This is a genomic window from Planobispora rosea (assembly GCF_014648175.1).
Taxonomy (GTDB): Bacteria; Actinomycetota; Actinomycetes; order Streptosporangiales; family Streptosporangiaceae; genus Planobispora; species Planobispora rosea.
The window spans coordinates 115,685-132,299 of sequence record NZ_BMQP01000021.1 but is presented as its reverse complement, the minus strand read 5'-3'; the positions used below and the strand labels follow the sequence as shown (position 1 = coordinate 132,299).

The following is a 16,615-nucleotide window of genomic DNA, read 5'->3' as shown; positions in this document are numbered from 1 at the left end:
CGCGATCCCCCGATCCCGGGTCAATCCTGGTTCGGGATCCAGTCCGTCCGCCCGGAGACGCAGGAGGGCCCGGACGGAACCGGCCGTTCGGCGAGCAGCTGCCGCGCCCGTTCCCTGGCGAGGTTCCAGCCGTTCCACGGATCGGGGCGGTCGAGCCGGTTGATCTGGACCACCTCCCGCAGCACACAGCTGCGGGTCGGTTCGGGCAGCCGGTCCAGCGCCGGTACGGCCTCCGCCCCGAGATCGCTGAGGTACGCCTGGTCCAGCCGGTCCACACCCCGGATGCTGAGCTGGGACTCGGCCACCCGCAGGTCCGGGTTCCAGATCGCGAAGGCCAGCAGGCCCGCGCCCGTCATCACGACCGCGCTCCGCGGCAGCCAGCCGGCGGCCCGGCCGGTGAGCCGTACCGCGCCCGCGACGAGGACCAGCGCGAAGATCCCGCCCAGCCACCAGATGGCCGCCCCGACCGAGGCGCGGAGCCGGGTGTAGCCGTAGGCGTCGACGTAGAGGTCCAGCCGGTACATGGCGGAGATCAGGATCACCACCGTCAGAGCGGACAGCAGGCCGAGCAGCCCGGCCATCAGCCACCGGTCCCGGCCCTGCAGTTCGAGCGCCCCCGAGGCGAGCGCCACGATCGCCAGGACGAACACGCTGACGACCACCAGCTGGAAGAAGCCCGAACGGGCGTACTCGGCGTAGGTGAGACCGGTGGTCGACACCAGCCACCGGTCGCTGCCGAACAGGACCGCCAGCTGCATCACCACGAACGTGCCGAAGAGCAGGTTGAGCGCGACCAGCGGCGTCACCCACAGCCCCCGGCCGACCCGCAGCCGCACGTCGGGCCCCTTCGGCTCGACGACCGGCCGCAGGCCCACCAGCACGGACGAGGCGACGGCCACCGCGAAGACCACGAACACCATGATTCGCAGCGGCAGGTCCTCCGCCCAGTTCACGGTGAACACCCGCTCCACCGCCTCGGCGAACACCGCGTCCGCCGAGGCGAACAGCGCACCGAAGATCGCGACCAGCACGACGGTGATCCCGAGTCCGAGGAGCGTGGGCACCAGCCGTCGCCGGGCCGCCGTCCCCCTCCCCTTCACCGGCGCGGCCAGGAACCACGGCACCGGCAGCAGCCCCAGCACCACCGAGAACCCGCCCCTGATCACCCCGAGCCAGCCGCGCCCGGCCCCCGACAGAGCGAGCGCGGCCATCAGGAACCCGGCGAGGAGCAGCAACCCGATGAGCCAGTCGGCGTCCCGGAAGACCGCCACCGCGACGAGTCCGTACGCGATCACTCCCATCCCGATCGACCAGGGAGTGAGCCGGCGGCGCACGGCCGGCAGCGACGCCGCCCCCATGGCGACCGCCACCAGCGCGATCCCCAGACCCGCCGCGCTGCCCGGCAGGGCGACCGCCGCGAGCACACCCACGAGCGCGCAGGCGGCGAGCACCCACCGCGGGGTGTCCGGCAGCTCGGGCCGGGGGAGGACCGACGGCGCCACGTAGCCGCCGTTCGCCTGGCCCCAGCCCGTGTCGTCCGGTGTCCCGCCGCCCGGCGCCGCCGTACGGGACCCGGGCTGCTCGTAACCGGTCCACATGCCGCTGGGCGGCGTGGTGGCCCCGATGACCGTGCCGATGAACGCTCCGACCACCGGGGCGAGCACTCCCAGCGCCAGGCCGAGCCCGAGCTCCAGGGAGCTGACGACGAAGCCGACGAGCACGCCGACGAACAGCCCGATGACCCCGCCGACGAAGAATCCGGCGATCGCCCCCCACCAGCTGCGGACCTGCTCCGGGGGCGCGAACGCGGGGCCCCCGGCCCCGGATCGTACGGGCGCGGAAGCCGCGGCGGGCACGGGTGGTGCGGGCGCCGGGGAGGAGAGCTCGGGCTTCGGGAACGGCGCGACCGGGAAACCGCCGGGCGGGGACGGGACCGGCTCCGGGGGCGCGCCGGGGGACGCCGGTTCCGGGGACGTGTCCGAGGCCGGCGGCGCGTCGGAGAGCTCCGGGGCCGGAGACGACGCCCCCGGAGACGACGATTCCGGAGACGATGCCCCCGGAGACGACGCTTCCGGAGACGACGGCTCGGCAGATTCCGGGGAGCCGCCATCGGCCGGGGCGTCGGCTGTGACGGCTGTGACAGCTGGAGCGTCCCCTTGGGACCGCGATTCGGAACCCGGTCCGGGGAGCACTCCGGCCTCCTGGACGGAACCGTCGTGAGCCTCCGGAGCGATGGCCCCGGGAGACGCGGAGGAAACAGGAGCGGACCCCGCGGGCGCAGGGGGATCCGGAGGGGACGACGTGTCCATCGTGATCCTTTCGGGGAGGTCGACCGCGATGCGGCAGCCGACGCCGTCTTCGACGCGGATGGAGCCGCCGTGAAGCTCGACGATCTCCTTGGTGATGGCCAGGCCCAGCCCGGCGCCGCCGTCGTCCGCCGCCCGCCCCGCGTCCAGGCGGGAGAAGCGCTCGAAGGCCCTGGCCCGGTCCTCCTCGGGGATTCCGGGCCCCTGGTCGATCACACGCAGCCGTACGCCGGGCCCCTCGCAGCCGGCGGAGAGCACCACCACGCCGCCCGCGGGGCTGTGCCGTACCGCGTTGTCCAGCAGGTTCGCCAGCACCTGGGCCAGCAGGTCGGCGTCGGCCCGCACGCTCAGGTCCGCGGGCACCTCGCAGCGGGCCGTCACCTCCTCGCGGGCGAGAACCGCCTCGCGCAGCGCCTGCTCGCACAGGGGCCTCAGTTCGACGTTCTCCGGCTCGATCAGCCGGGCCCCGGACTCCAGCCGGGACAGGTCCAGCAGCTGGGCGACGAGGCGCCCGAGCCGCTCGGTCTGGGCCAGCGCCGTCCCGAGTGTCGCCGGGTCGGGTTCGGAGACGCCGTCCACCACGTTCTCCAGCACCGCGCGGAGCGCGGTGATCGGCGTGCGCAGCTCGTGGCTGACGTTGGCGACCAGCTCACGCCGTTGCCGGTCCACCTCGCCCAGGTCGGCGGCCATCGCGTTGAAGGCGCGGGCGAGCTCGCCGACCTCGTCGCGGGAGGTGGCCGTGACCCGCAGGCCGTACCGGCCCTCGGCGATCGTCTGGGCGGCGGCGGCCATCTCCCGCAGCGGCTTGGTCATCCCCCGGGCCAGCAGCTGCACCATGATCAACGCGAGTACCGCCGCCACCGCGACGCGTACGTCCCGCGAGAATCCGGCGTTGATGCCGACCTCGTTGACGAGGAACGCCGCGGCCACGGCCAGCAGGATCACCATGCCGAGCTTGACTTTGATCCGGCCCAGGAAGTCGAGAGGTCTCAATGGTCTGCGCATTTCAGTGTTCGACTGCCGGGAAGGGCGACTGGTTCGCCGCGACCCGGAACGGACAGGCTGGTCAGGACCGCACGAGGGCGTAGCCGACCCCGTGGACGGTGCGGACGACGCCGGAGCCGAGCTTGCGGCGCAGGGCCCGCACGTGGCTGTCGACCGTCCGGGTGGCCGCGGCCTCGGAGAAGCCCCACACGTCGGCCAGGAGCCGTTCCCGCTCGAACACCTGCCCCGGCCGTTCCGCGAGGCGGCGCAGCAGGTCGAACTCGGTCCGGGTCAGCTGGACCTCCTCCCCCCGCACGTAGACCCGTCGCTCGGCGGTGTCGATCTCGACGTCGCCGATCCGCAGGACCGTGTCGTCCGCGGCCAGCTGGGAGGCGCGCTCCACCCGCCGCAGCAGCGCGTGCACCCGCGCGACCAGCTCGCGCATGCTGAACGGCTTGGCCATGTAGTCGTCGGCGCCCACTCCGAGCCCCACGAGGAGGTCGGTCTCCTCGCCCAGCGCGGTCAGCATGAGCACCGGAACCGGCCGGGCCGCCTGCATGCGGCGGCAGACCTCCAGCCCGTCGAGGCCGGGCAGCAGCCGGTCGAGGACCACCACGTCGGGCTCGGCCTTCGCGTACGCCGCGAGCGCCTCCTCTCCGTCCCCGGCGATCCGCACGTCGAAGCCCTCCGCGACGAGCCGGTGCCGTACGGCCCGCGCGATCGTCGCGTCGTCCTCGACCACGAGGATCCGTCGTTGCTGAGGAGTAGCCATGGCGTGAGCTTAGGCGCGGTCTGTGCAGACAACTGACGGTGAATTGTGAAGATTCCGCGCAGCTTGGAGGTCTCACCCGCCCCTCGCACCGGCGCGATCCCCGGCAGGAAACCGGGAGCGGCGACGGGCCGGTGATGGGTTATCGTCACAAAAGGATCGACTTTTCCGCATATCTACGGCGAATCGGGATGGAAATCGACGGTCCGCCGAGCGCGGAATCACTCCGCCTGCTGCACCGGGCGCACGTGGATCGGGGACGCTCTCCACGAGCCGATCCCGCTGGTCGAGGGCGTCTACCGGCGGGGGCCCTTCTCCTACGGCCTGCGCCCGTCGGAGACGGTGCCCGGCGGCTGGCGATTCGACCACGATCCGCGGGGCGCCTTCCTGGGCATGGACTTCGGGCCCGAACCTGTGGAGATGTCGGCTTTCGCCGAGATGCACAAGCACCTGTCCACGTCCCCGGACTCCGGCTTCGTGCAGGTGACCACGGTCCAGCGGCGTGACGCGACCGGCGCCGACGTTCTGCGCGGCCTGGTGCTCACCCGGGTGGGCAACCGGGAGGACCGGCTGACCGTCGAGACGTCGGACGACTACTTCGCGCTGCTGGCCGACGTCTTCGGGCTCACCCTCGACGACGTCGCCCCCGCCGAGCGCGCCGCGCTCTGGGACCGGCTCGTGGCCGCGCACGAGGTCTGGCGGAAGGAGAACGGATCGTGAGCCGCACGGACCCTGAGCCGTGGGAACCGTGAGCCGCACGGGTCCTGAGCCGTACGGACCGTGAACCTCTCGGCCCGTACGGCTCACCCGGCGGCGGGGCCGCCCCTCAGCTGAAAATCATCCTCCGGCCGGTGACCCGGTAGCCGACCCGGTCGAACGACGCCGCCATGGGCGCGTTGCCGACATCGGTGTTGTCGGTCACCTGGGGCACCCCCTCGGCGCTGAAGATGTGCAGCGCCTCGGCCACCAGGTCGTCGGCGTAGCGGTGGCCCCGGTGCTCGGGGAGCACGCCCAGGTAGCCGATCGTGGCGTTGTAGGAGTTGCGGGTGGGCATGACGATGCCCACCGGCTTCCCGTCGCCGTCGTACGCCAGCCGCCAGCGGTCGCGCCCGCCGGGGAACCCACCTGGATCGGCCAGGTCGGCCAGGGTCTCCCGGGCGGTCGCCTCCGGGCCCTTCTCCTCCGTCGTGCGGCGGTCCCAGTCGTCGAGGCTGCCGGACAGGATCCGGGAGAGCAGCTCGACGATCACCGTGTCGTCGGTGGCCGGGGTGAAGGCGAGCCGGGTGGAGCGGGGCGGCAGGCCGTACTCGGGGGCCCAGCGCAGGTTCAGCCGCTCGACCCTCATGCGCAGCCCGGCCTTCTCGGCGGCGGTGATCCGGGCCTCGGCGTCGGCGCGGGCGTCGGGGCGCTCCCGCCAGTCGCTCGGGAGGAAGAGGTGGTACTCCGGGCGGTCGCCGGCGGGCGAGGAGTAGTCGGGCGTGACCAGCGCGGCGTAGGCGGCCCGGAGCAGGGCGGCGCCCGCCTCGACCCCCTCGGGGCCGGGGCCCGGGTCGAACCAGTCGAGGCTGAGCGGGTGGTCGAAGTCGTCGGGGGCCCAGAACCCGGCCCGGGCGACCACCTCGTCGCCGCGGAGGGCGACCCACACCCATCCGGACCGGTAGCCGAGTTCCTCGAAGGAGAGGGTCCGCGCGCCCACGCCGGAGGTCGGCGGGGTGGCGTAGCGGTGGAAAACATCGAACTCGTCCGTGTCGAGCGGACGGAAGATCAGATCAGACAAGCGAAACTCCGGAAGCGAGTGTGCGCTCTCCGGGCTCAGGCGTCCTGCCGCCCGAGGTGAGAGCGCGTCATCAGGGTGGACATCCGCTCCTCACCTCCTCGTGGTCGAAGGGATCGCCAGCCTATCGATCAACCCGTCCGAGATCAACGGCTTATCCGGGCGGAACCGGGCGGACACGCCGGACGGCGGTGCGCCCGGGGTCAGAAGACGATGCACCCGGAATCAGGAGACCGGTATCAGGAGACCAGTGAGATTCCTGTTCTTTGGCCCGCATCGCGGTCAATGGCTATCTTTTGTCGGCGACAAGCTGTCCGCGACGGAGCAGCGGGTCTTCTGGGCGTGGCAGGCCGGTTAACGAGGTGAGCAGGATCGACACGCGAGTGCTGGCGGGCCGTTACCGCCTGCTCAACCCTCTCGCCGAGGGCGGCATGGGCACGGTGTGGCTCGCCTCCGACGAGACGCTCCGCCGCGACGTGGCGGTCAAGGAGGTGCGGCTCCCGCCGGACCTGCCTCCCCTCCAGCGGCAGGACGTCTGCGCCGCCGCGCTCCGCGAGGCCAACCTGGCCGCCCGGCTCAAGCACCCGTCCATCGTCACGATCCACGACGTGGTCGTCGAGGACGACCGCCCGTGGATCATCATGGAGCTCCTCACCGGGGAGTCGCTGGAGAAGATCGTCCGGGACCGGAGGCCGCTCCCTCCGCTCCAGGCGGCCCGCGCGGGCGTGGGCATCCTCAGCGCCCTGGTCGCCGCGCACGCCGCCGGGGTGCTGCACCGGGACGTCAAGCCGGGCAACATCTTCCTCACCAGGACCGGCAAGGCCGTCCTCACCGACTTCGGCATCGCCGTCGCCGAGGGCGACGGCGTCTCCGCGCAGACCAGCCGCCTGGTCGGTTCCCCCAACTACATCGCCCCGGAACGGCTGCGCGGTGAGCGCGGAGGAACCTACTCCGACCTGTGGTCGCTGGGCGCCACGCTCTACTTCGCCGTCGAGGGCGTGCCACCGCACCCCGCCGACACCCCCATCTCGGCGATCAGCCGGGTGCTCACCGAGCCGCCCCGGCCGCCCGAGCGCGCGGGTGAGCTGGGCCCGCTGCTGATGCGCATGCTGCATCCCCTGCCCGCGGCCCGGCCGTCCTTCGACGACGTCTCCCGCGAACTCCAGGAGATCGCCTCCGGCCGTCAGGCCCCCGGCTCCCCGGCATCCGAACCCTTCGTCCTCCCCGATTCCCCGGAACCCCCGGGGCCCCGGCCAGGGCTCACGGGAGCGGGACCCACCGGATCGGTCCCCACCCGCCGGGCGTCGTCCCTCGTCCGCCCCGCGCGCGGACGGAGCGCGCTGCTGTGGGCCGTCACCGAGGTGGCCGCGGTCGCGGTGATCGTCGCCGCCACCGCGGGCGTGGTCCACCTCACCGAGGACCGTACGGCGCCCGCCGCGCCGGCGAAGCTCAGCGAGAAGCCCGGCGCCTTCGCCACCCCGGTGGACCTGTGCGGGCTCATCAGCACGGAGCGGGCCAAGCAGCTCCTGCCCGCCCTGACCGGCGCGGGGAAGGCGACCAACAGGGGCGGCTGCGCGTGGACGACCTCCGGCAAGGGGCTGGTGGTCGAGCCCGCCGGCCAGGACGAGCAGTGGGGCAAGAGCCCCCGCCAGGCCCACGAGCTGTTCGTCAACCAGCGCAACGCCGTCATTCCCAGCGGCCAGCTCTCCTGGAGCTGGGCGGACATCTCGGCCGGGGCGCGTTCGGCCAGGAGCACCGGTCCGCTGCCGGTGCGGCCCGCCGGGGACGAGGCGTTCGGCTACGACGTCTACGAGAACCGCAGGACCGGCAGGCTTGAGCAGAGCTACGTGACGCTCCGCGTCGACAACCTGGTCGTGGAGGTGGCCTACACCGTGGTGGACGGGACCAAGGACGGCCCGGCGATCCGAAGTGGCGCCCACACCGCCGCGCTCTGGGTCGCGGAGGCGTTGAACAAACAGAAGGCGGCGGGATGAACCACGCAGACACCCCCCGGCAGGGCAGGCACGCCGGCTCCGGATCGGGCAACGGAGGCCGCGGATCGGGCGTCGGCGTCCCGGCATCCGGCTCCCGTGCTCCGGCTCCGGGGTCGGGCGGCCCGGCATCGAGCCTGGGCAGCCTGGGGTCGAGCTCCGCGAACCTCGGCGGTCCCGTTCCGGGTTCCGACATCCTCAGCTCCGCGTCCGGCGGGCTCACGGAGCCGGGGCAGACGTCGCTGGAGTTCCTCATCGGGCGGGACGGCCCCGTGTCCCCGGCCCGGACCGCCACGATCGGCCTGGCCGTACTGGACCAGATCGTGACCGTTCACCGGCGCGGAGCGGTCCACGGTGACGTACGGCCCGCCTCGGTGCTGATCGGTCCGGGCGACCGGGTGCTGCTGGCCGCTCCCGCGGTCAGATCTCCTTCCTACACGGCTCCCGAAGGCGTCACCGGACCGGCCTCGGACCTGTGGTCGCTCGGCGCGACCCTGTATGCCGCCGTCGAGGGCTACACCCCCACTCCCGGCGCCCCGATGCGCAACGCGGGCCCGATCGCCCCGATCCTGGTACGGCTGCTCTCCGGTGACCCCACGCTCCGTCCCGACGCGGACGCGGTGCGCACGGCCCTTCTGGAGATCTCCCCGGGCCGTCCCGGGCTCCCCGGTCTCCCCGGGCTCCCGGTCCCCCCCGCCCCGTCCGAGCCCGCGCCCGCCGCCCTCCGGCCGAACGCCACCCTCACCCTCCCCACGTCGCCGGAGGCCGTACCGGAGGCGGCGCCTCTCGTCGGACCACGGCCCTTCGTTCCCGAGATCGCTGCCGTCGCTCCGCCGCCCGCCATGCCCGCGCCGGTCCTGCCCGCGCTGAACTCTTTCGCCTCCGCGCCGGACGTCTCCGCCGCACCGGTCCCCTCCGCCGCGCCGGACGTCTCCGCCGCACCGGCCCCGTCCACCACGCGGGACGCGACGCGGGACGCCGCCGTACAGGCCGGTCCCGTGCCGGAGGACGACGCCACCGCTCCCGCGCGCCCGCGCCCGGACGGGAACCCGCCCGCCTCGCGGGACCTCCTCCCCGTCCCGGTCGCCGCCCCGGATGCCGCCTCCCCGTCGCGGGCGTCCGACGACTCCACCGCCCCGACCCAGCTCTCGCCCGGCCCGCAGGGCATCCTCGTGCCCCGCTCGATCGTGGCCCTGACGGGTGTGCTGCTGGCCGGCATGGCGGTCACCATCGGCCTCCTGCTCGGTCCCACGCTGGGCGGTCCCCCGGAGGAGGCCGCACCCGAGCCCACCCCCACCGGGACCAAGGGCCGTTTCGCCACCGCCCCCCGGGCGTGCGGTCTGCTCACCGACGAGCAGGCCGCCGAGGTGGTCCCCGGCTTCCAGAGCTCCGAGGTCGAGATCGCCGAGTGCAACTGGCTCAACCGGGACTGGCGCAAGCCGAGCGCGGAGAAATACGACCTGCGCGTACGGCTGGTCGCCCAGAAGCAGGACGGTTCGGAGATCAACCGGGCCAAGGAGTATTTCGCGAGCAAGAAGAAGGACACCCTCGACAAGGGGCAGCTGGCCACCCCCAAGGCCCTGCCTCCCCAGGACATGGCCGGAGTCGGCGAGGAGGCGTTCATCTCCGCCGCGTACAGCACGATCAACCTCTACGGCGGGTCCTACAAGGTGACCGTGGTCTTCCGGGTCAGCAACCTGATCGCCGAGGTCGAGTACGAGCGGGGCGGCGTCAAGGGGGACCCGGACGGGAAGCTCGCGGAGAACGCCGGGAAGACCGCCCGCTGGCTCGCCGAGGCCCTGCAGACCCATGGCTGAGGTGTCCGCGGGAACGGCCCGGCGGAACGCCGGTCCGGGCGAGTGCGAGGTGAGCCGGTGACAGGCGAGTACGGGGTGAACCGGTGACGGACGATCGTGAGGTGAGCCGGTGACGGGCGAGGCGCTCCCGGTGCTGGCGGGCCGCTACCGGGCGCTCCAGCGCCTCGGCGCGGGCGGCATGGGCGTGGTCTGGCGGGCCCGCGACGAGCTGCTCCATCGCGAGGTGGCCGTCAAGGAGGTCACGTTCGGTCCGCACCTGCCCGAGGCGCAGCGGGCCGAGCTGCGGGAGCGGACGCTCCGCGAGGCCAGGGCCGCGGCCCGGCTGAGCCACCCGTCCATCGTGGCCGTGCACGACGTCATCGCCCAGGACGGCCGCCCGTGGATCGTGATGGACCTGGTCCGGGGGCACTCCCTCGACCAGGTGATCCGCGCCCGCGGTCCGCTGCCGCCGGAGCGGGTGGCCGCGATCGGCCTGGCCGTCCTCGACGCGCTGGCCCTCGCGCACAGCCGGGGCATCGTGCACCGCGACGTGAAACCGGCCAACATCATGATCGACCAGGACGGCGGCGTGCTGCTGACCGACTTCGGCATCGCCACCCTGGAAGGGGACGTCCAGCTCACCTCCCCGGATGCGCTGGTCGGCTCCCCCGGCTACATCGCCCCGGAACGGCTGCGCGGCACCGGCGACGGCCCGGCCGCCGACCTGTGGTCGCTCGGCGCGGCGCTCTACGCAGCCGTCGAGGGCGCGGGGCCGTTCCAGCGCGGCACCCCGGTCGCCACCCTGGGCGCGGTGCTCACCCAGCAGACCCCGTACCCGTCCCGGGCCGGGGAGCTCGCCCCGGTGCTGCTGGCCGTACTCGCCAAGGACCCCCGCGAGCGGCCCGGAGAGAGTGCGCTCCGCGCCGCCCTGCGCGAGGTCTCCCAGGGCAGGCCCGCCGGACCGCTCTCCCCGGCGTCCTCGACGCCCCCGGGGTTCCCGGCGGCTCCGGTCACGGGGGAGCAGACCGCGCCCGCCCCTCGTGCGGCCCGAGGCTCGCGGACCGCGCGGAGCCGTACCGGACTGGTCGCCGGAGCGGGGCTGGCCGTCGTGGCGGCCGGGGTGGCCGCCGCGGTCCTCCTCACCTCGGGCGGTTCCGCGCCGCCCGTCCCCACGCCCACCGGCCCCGACCCCCGGACGGCCGGGCGCTTCCCCACCGCCCCCGAACTGTGCTCCCTGCTGACCGGCGCGCAGGCCCGGGCCGTCGCCCCCGGCGCCTCGCCGACCGAGATGCCGGCCAACCCGCAGCTCAAGCTGGAGCCGTCGTGCGTCTGGGAGAGCCCTGAGAACGACACGGAGATCCGCGTCTCCCTGACCGCGCACGGCCCCACCCCCGGGAAGACCGGCCCCGAGACCGCGCACGCGTTCTTCACCGCCGAACGCAATAAGATCGAGGCCGACGCGGGGAAGGGCCTGTTCGGCACCGTCGATCCGCTCAAGGACGTCAGCGGCGTCGGCGACGAGGCGTTCGCCTACGACGGGACCCTCCTGGATTCCCACGCCTCCAGCACCGTCCGCTTCCGTTCCAGCAACCTGCTGGTCACCGTCGACCTGTCGGTCCCGGGCAAGCGGGTCACCGCCACCCTGCGGCGGAACGCCCTGCGCACCGCCAGACTCGTCGCCCAGGGCTTGGAGCGGCGGGGATGAGCGATCCGAACCTGCTGGCCGGCCGCTACCGCCTGCTGGAGCGCCGCGACCCCACCGGAACGAGCTGGCGTTCCCGCGACGAGACGCTGAACCGGGACGTCACGATCTCCGAGGTACGGCTCCCGCCGCCCGGCCCGCACCACGACTGGCTGCTGGGCCAGATCCGCGCGGCGGCCGAGCTGCGGCACCCCGGAGTGATCACGCTGCACGACGTGATCCCCGGTCCCGGTCTGATGTGGCTGATCCTGGAGTCGGCCGACGGGCGCTCCCTGGCGCAGACCGTCCGGGCCGAGGGGCCGCTGCCCGCGGAACGCGCCGCCGAGGTGGGCCTGGCCGTACTCGACGCGCTGACCGCCGCCCAGCGGCACGGCGTCCGCCTCACCGCCACCCCGGACACCATCCTGCTCACCCCCGACGGGCGGGTCGTCCTGACCGGCGTCGCCGCTCCGGTCCCCGCCGACGACCTGCGCGACCTGGGCGCCGCCCTCTACACCGCGGTGGAGGGGCACCTGCCGGAGACCCGGACCGCCCCGCGCATGGCCGACGGCACCCCGCTGGCGGATCCGGGAACCGGCGTCACCGCCTCCGGTCCTCTCGCCCCGCTCCTGGACGGCCTGCTCTCGGCCGACCCGGCGCGCCGGCCCGACGCCACCTCCGTCCGCCTGACCCTGGAGAGCCTCGCTCCCCGCCCGGCGCCCTCCCGCCGCAGGTCACCGCTCCTGGCCGTCGCGCTCGCCGTCGTCGCCGCGCTCGTGGTGACCGGCGGCGTGTGGTGGGCCGTCTCCGGAGCACGGGCCCCGGACCCGGCCCCGGGTCCGGCCCCGGCGGCCGCTCCGGTCCCGCTGCCCACGTTCTTCACCGAGGAGATCGATCCCTGCGCGCTCGTCTCGGAGCAGCAGGCGTCCGATCTGCGGCTGGACACCGCCCCGTCCCGGGGTGGCTCGAAACGCTGCAACTGGGGAGCGATCGGCGGTGAGCCCGGCAGCTTCCAGTTCACCCTCCAGATCGAGGCCTTCCGTCTCTCGTCGGTGAAGGTGGCGCGGGAGAACTACACCCGGTTCCGGAAGGAGACCGCCGGGCGGACCGCGACCGGCGTCGGTCTCCCCCTGACCGTCGGCAGAGAGCTGGAGGCCGTCCCCGGAATCGCCGACGAGGCCTTCACCAAGGAGGTCACCAACGGCCTCACCTACACCACCACGGTGATCTTCCGTGCCCGCAACCTGGTGGTCACCGTCCAGTACTCACGCAGGAGCGCGGAGGATTCCGGCGGCGCCACCCGCGAGGGCGCGCTCAAAACCACCCGCTGGATCCTCGGAACCCTCAGCCGCACGAAGTGACCGCCGGCACGGGGATTCTCCCCGGCCGCAGGTGACGGGGCGGGCACCCGCAACGTCGGTGTCGGCGGCCGGACAGTGTTCCGGAAATCGAGATATATCTCAGCGGGAACCGGGGTGACGGGTCCGCGCGTTGGACGGGCGACGCAGAATGACACCAGGCGGGGCGTGCGCTCCGCGTTGGGAGGATGCCGGGAATGTCACCTGTCCAGAAGTACGCCGTCGGCGCCGGAGCGGCCGTCCTGCTCTCGTGGATCTTCCTGCCGAACTGGATCGCCCTGCTGGTCTTCCTGGGCGTCGTCGCCGCCCCGGTCGTCGGCTATCTGATGCTCGACCCGTCCCAGCGCGAGCGGCTCAAGCGCGCGCGCAGGCGCGGTCTCGGCCGCTGATCCGGGCCCGGCGGGACGGCAGAACGGTCTCCGCCGGGCTCCAGGCCGCCGGGGAGCCCGGGCCCGTAGGTCGTTGGGCCCAGACCGTCGGAGGGCTCGCCGTCGGAGGGCTCAGGCCGTCGCGGCGGCGATCTCACCCTCCACGCGCCGGGTGACCTTGCGCTCGAACACGAACGACAGCAGCGGCACGGTGCCCGCGAGCATCACGCCGAGGATGTACTGCCACGACCAGCGGGCCTTCATGCCCAGGTTCATGGTGGCGACGAGATAGAGCATGTAGAGGAACCCGTGGATCGGGGAGACGATCTTCGATGGGCCCTCGATGTCGAAGCCGTACCTGAGGACCATGCACGTCACCAGGACTATCAGCATCACGCCGACGATGTAGGCGAGGACCCGGAAGGGCTTGAGGGCGGATTCCACTGTGATCTACCTCGGTCTGGGGTTCGGACACTCAACGATATGCGGGATCAGACGGCGGCCGGCCGGGACTCCCCGCCCGTCGCGGGCGAGGATTCGGCCTCCGGTCCGGGTCCGGCCCTGCCGCTCCGGACGGCGTCGCGGACGAAATGCCACCACATGAAGACCGCGAACAGCCCGAAGATCCACCACTGGGCGGCGTAGGCGAGGTTGCGCCAGGTGAGCGCCCCCGCGGCGGTGGGCGGTCCCACGGGAACCGGCGTGGCGGCGACGGCCGGGGCCGGGGACTGGGACGCGGCCACCACGAAGCCGTCGCGTAGCCTCACCCCCCGCCACACGTTGATCAGCTCGGGCGACGAGACGGCCGCCACCTGGCCCGGCGGGAGCTGCCGGGACCGGCGCACGCTGTCGCTCGACTCGGAGGCCAGGAGCCGCCCGGTGACGGTGACCCTTCCCTCCGGTACGGCCGTCGCCGGATGGCCGGCCGCGGGCACCGAGCCGCGCACGACCGGGATCGTCGTGCCGTCGCCCAGGTCGAGCGGGGTCAGGATCCACAGGCCCTCGTCCCGCCCGGCCACCAGGAGCTGCCCGTCGGCGTCGAAGGTCCCCTCGGCCGTCACCTGACGGCGGATCGCGTCTCCCGGCAGGTGCTCGCCGACGCCGGTGAGGGTGCTCACCGCCACCGGGGCGGGGTCGAGCGCCGCCTGGGGCTTTCCGGAGTCCTCGAAGACGCCGAGCTGCCAGCGGCCGAGCAGCCCGCACACCGCCAGCGCCCCGATCGCGAGAAGGTGCAGCACCACCACACGGGGGGAGAACAGGATCCGGAGCATGACACCACGCTATCCGCCCAGGTGCGCGGTTCCGTCCCCAGCCCCGTCCGGCGTTCCCAGCTCCGTCAGGTCTCCGGCCCTGTTCGCCATTCGCCGGTCCCGTCCGGCATTCGCCGATCCTGTCCGCCATGCCCCAGCCCCATTCGGTATGACTCGCCGTCCGCGTATCGGGAACCTGTGTCGAAAAGTCATCCGGTGTCGCTAAAGTCGAGCCATGTCTGATCCCCAGATTGACCCGGCAGGGAACACGCAGCAGTTCCGCGCGTTCGCGCAGCGGAACGAGCCGGAGGCGACCGTGGAGAAGCGGTCGCCGCTCGTGCCCATCGCGATCGCGCTCGCCGTGATCGTCGTGATCGCAGTGGCCGCCTATCTGATCCTCAGGTAAGCACCAGAAGTTCCGCGGAACCGAGAATCCGGACGATCCTGGGGACGCCCCCTTTCCCAGGACCTTCCCGTCTCTCCCGGTCCCGAGCTCCGCGAACTCCGCGAGTCCTGTGACTTCTGCGGGCTCCGCGACGTCGGCGGCTCGCGACCATCAGCGCCGGAGGCCCCGCCCTCGGCGCTTTTCGCGTTCCCTTCACGGCCCTTCCCCGCGGTCCCGGGCCCACGCCGTACCGACCAGTCGGTGTGAGGCGTCTCACCGCCCGGCGGGTATGGACGGCGCTCAGGTGCGCCGATTACATTGGACTCTGCGTCCAATAAGGAGAGCGCATGAGAACTCGCCCCGGGATAACCATCATCGGCTCCGGCTTCGCCGGGATCGGCATGGCCATCAAGCTGAAAGCGGCCGGATACCACGACTTCGTGATTCTGGAGAAGGCCGCGGACCTCGGCGGCACCTGGCGGGACAACACCTATCCCGGCTGCGCCTGCGACGTCCCCTCGCACATGTACTCCTTCTCCTTCGAGCTCAACCCCGGCTGGTCACGGATGTTCTCCCCGCAGACCGAGATCTGGGACTACATGCGCGCCTGCGTGGCGAAGTACGGCCTGGCCTCCCACTTCCGGTTCGGCAAGGAGGTCGTCGGGCTGGAGTACGACGACGCGGCCAACCGCTGGCAGGTCGGCACCGCCGACGGCGAGACGTTCACCACCAACGCGGTCGTCTCCGGCATCGGGGCGCTGCACATACCGTCGTTCCCGGAGATCCCGGGCCGCGAGCGCTTCCGGGGCCCGGCCTTCCACTCCGCCGAGTGGGACCACTCCGTGGACCTGACGGGCAAGCGGGTCGCGGTGATCGGCACCGGCGCCTCTGCCATCCAGTTCGTCCCGCAGGTCGCCAAGCGGGCCGGCCGGCTCACGGTCTTCCAGCGCACGCCCCCGTGGATCCAGCCCAAGCCCGACTTCGCCTTCCCGCCCGCGGCCAAGCGGCTCCTGCGCCTGCCGGGCGCCGCCCGCGCGCTGCGCAACTCGATCTACTGGGTGCTGGAGACGCGCGCCCTCGGCTTCACGATCGACCCGCGCCTGATGAAGGTGCAGGAGGTGGTGGCCCGGCGCCACCTGGAGCGGCAGGTCCCCGATCCGGAGCTGCGCGCCAAGCTGACCCCGGACTACACGATCGGCTGCAAGCGCATCCTGCTGTCCAACGACTACTATCCCGCGCTCACCCGGGACAACGTCGAACTGGTCACCGACAAGGTGACCGAGATCCGGGAGAACTCGATCGTCGACTCCGCCGGCAGGGAGACCGAGGTCGACGTCATCGTCTACGGGACCGGATTCAAGGTCGTGGACGCGCTGAACGAGCAGCGGATCATCGGCCGGAACGGCCTGAAGATCCAGGACGCCTGGCAGAACGGCATCGAGGCCTACTACGGCGTCTCCACCGCCGGTTTCCCCAACCTGTTCTTCCTGCTCGGCCCGAACACGGGCCTGGGCCACAACTCGGTCGTCTTCATGATCGAGTCCCAGGTCGGATACGTGATCGAGTGCCTGCGGCTGCTCTCGAAGACCGGCGCCAGGGCCCTCGACGTGCGGCCCGGGGCCCAGCGGGCGTACAACGACCGCCTCCAGGAACGCCTGCACGCCCTGATCTGGAACGAGGGCGGCTGCAGGAGCTGGTACCTCGACGAGCACGGCGTCAACCGCACGACCTGGCCCGGGTTCACCTTCGAGTACTGGGCCCGGATGCGGAGACCGAAGGCCGAGGCGTACGAGCTCATCCACTGAGCCTCATCCACTGGGCCTCATTCACTGGGCCTCATCCGTTGAGCGCCGCCCGCCGGGATCACTCGCCGGGCATGCGTGCGCCGTACGGCCCCCCCCGGGACGGAGGCCGTACGGCGCGCACATGCGAACCCGGTCACGCGACCCGGAC

General features: G+C 72.8%; 13 protein-coding genes. 8 read left to right on the top strand and 5 right to left on the bottom strand.

Going from position 1 to position 16,615, the window contains the following annotated elements; all coding sequences use genetic code 11:
* Positions 1-20 precede the first annotated feature (20 nt).
* Together IEZ08_RS21550 and IEZ08_RS21545 are read right to left on the bottom strand one after the other, a co-directional pair.
* On the bottom strand, positions 21-3,299 hold the full coding sequence (locus tag IEZ08_RS21550) for a DUF4153 domain-containing protein (protein ID WP_229803379.1): 3,279 nt from the start codon (positions 3,297-3,299) through the stop codon (positions 21-23).
* 73 nt (positions 3,300-3,372) lie between these two features.
* Entirely contained in the window at positions 3,373-4,062 is a 690-nt protein-coding gene (locus IEZ08_RS21545; RefSeq protein ID WP_068921547.1) for a response regulator transcription factor, read from the bottom strand.
* 417 nt (positions 4,063-4,479) lie between these two features.
* Here IEZ08_RS21545 and IEZ08_RS39705 point away from each other — a divergent pair, with 417 nt between their 5' ends.
* On the top strand, positions 4,480-4,779 hold the full coding sequence (locus tag IEZ08_RS39705; RefSeq protein ID WP_229803377.1) for an arylamine N-acetyltransferase: 300 nt from the start codon (positions 4,480-4,482) through the stop codon (positions 4,777-4,779).
* A gap of 106 nt (positions 4,780-4,885) precedes the next feature.
* Here the strand turns inward: IEZ08_RS39705 and IEZ08_RS21535 are convergent, their stop codons facing one another.
* Positions 4,886-5,836, bottom strand: coding sequence for a GNAT family N-acetyltransferase (locus tag IEZ08_RS21535; protein ID WP_189242781.1), 951 nt, complete (start codon positions 5,834-5,836; stop codon positions 4,886-4,888).
* A 359-nt stretch (positions 5,837-6,195) separates the two neighbouring features.
* On the opposite strand from IEZ08_RS21535, the gene IEZ08_RS21530 reads away from it, so the two are divergent.
* The 5 genes from IEZ08_RS21530 to IEZ08_RS21510 all read left to right on the top strand — a co-directional run bounded on the left by IEZ08_RS21530 (position 6,196) and on the right by IEZ08_RS21510 (position 13,048).
* Positions 6,196-7,827, top strand: a complete 1,632-nt coding sequence (locus tag IEZ08_RS21530) for a serine/threonine-protein kinase (RefSeq protein WP_141703623.1) — start codon at positions 6,196-6,198, stop codon at positions 7,825-7,827.
* Positions 7,824-9,641: a serine/threonine-protein kinase gene (locus IEZ08_RS21525; protein WP_189242780.1), complete on the top strand. Its 1,818-nt coding sequence runs from the start codon at positions 7,824-7,826 to the stop codon at positions 9,639-9,641. The genes IEZ08_RS21530 and IEZ08_RS21525 overlap by 4 nt, the downstream gene beginning before the upstream one ends.
* A 109-nt stretch (positions 9,642-9,750) precedes the next feature.
* On the top strand, positions 9,751-11,325 hold the full coding sequence (locus IEZ08_RS21520; protein ID WP_189242779.1) for a serine/threonine-protein kinase: 1,575 nt from the start codon (positions 9,751-9,753) through the stop codon (positions 11,323-11,325).
* Positions 11,322-12,662 carry a protein kinase family protein gene (locus IEZ08_RS21515; RefSeq protein WP_068921541.1) on the top strand — a complete coding sequence of 447 codons (1,341 nt, stop codon included), beginning with the start codon at positions 11,322-11,324 and terminating at the stop codon, positions 12,660-12,662. Before IEZ08_RS21520 ends, IEZ08_RS21515 begins: the two co-directional genes overlap by 4 nt.
* A gap of 194 nt (positions 12,663-12,856) precedes the next feature.
* Positions 12,857-13,048 (top strand): tail-anchor membrane protein, encoded by a 192-nt coding sequence (locus tag IEZ08_RS21510; RefSeq protein ID WP_068921540.1) that lies wholly within the window; start codon positions 12,857-12,859, stop codon positions 13,046-13,048.
* 111 nt (positions 13,049-13,159) lie between these two features.
* Here the strand turns inward: IEZ08_RS21510 and IEZ08_RS21505 are convergent, their stop codons facing one another.
* Both IEZ08_RS21505 and IEZ08_RS21500 read right to left on the bottom strand, forming a co-directional pair.
* The gene (locus tag IEZ08_RS21505) at positions 13,160-13,471 is read right to left on the bottom strand and encodes a DUF3817 domain-containing protein (RefSeq protein WP_068921539.1); all 312 of its coding nucleotides are present in this window, start codon (positions 13,469-13,471) and stop codon (positions 13,160-13,162) included.
* 47 nt (positions 13,472-13,518) lie between these two features.
* Positions 13,519-14,298: an SURF1 family protein gene (locus IEZ08_RS21500; RefSeq protein ID WP_068921538.1), complete on the bottom strand. Its 780-nt coding sequence runs from the start codon at positions 14,296-14,298 to the stop codon at positions 13,519-13,521.
* Positions 14,299-14,512: 214 nt separating this feature from the next.
* Here IEZ08_RS21500 and IEZ08_RS21495 point away from each other — a divergent pair, with 214 nt between their 5' ends.
* The gene (locus tag IEZ08_RS21495; RefSeq protein ID WP_176728397.1) at positions 14,513-14,683 is read left to right on the top strand and encodes a hypothetical protein; all 171 of its coding nucleotides are present in this window, start codon (positions 14,513-14,515) and stop codon (positions 14,681-14,683) included.
* A 326-nt stretch (positions 14,684-15,009) separates the two neighbouring features.
* Entirely contained in the window at positions 15,010-16,467 is a 1,458-nt protein-coding gene (locus tag IEZ08_RS21490; RefSeq protein ID WP_068921537.1) for a flavin-containing monooxygenase, read from the top strand.
* Positions 16,468-16,615 lie beyond the last annotated feature (148 nt).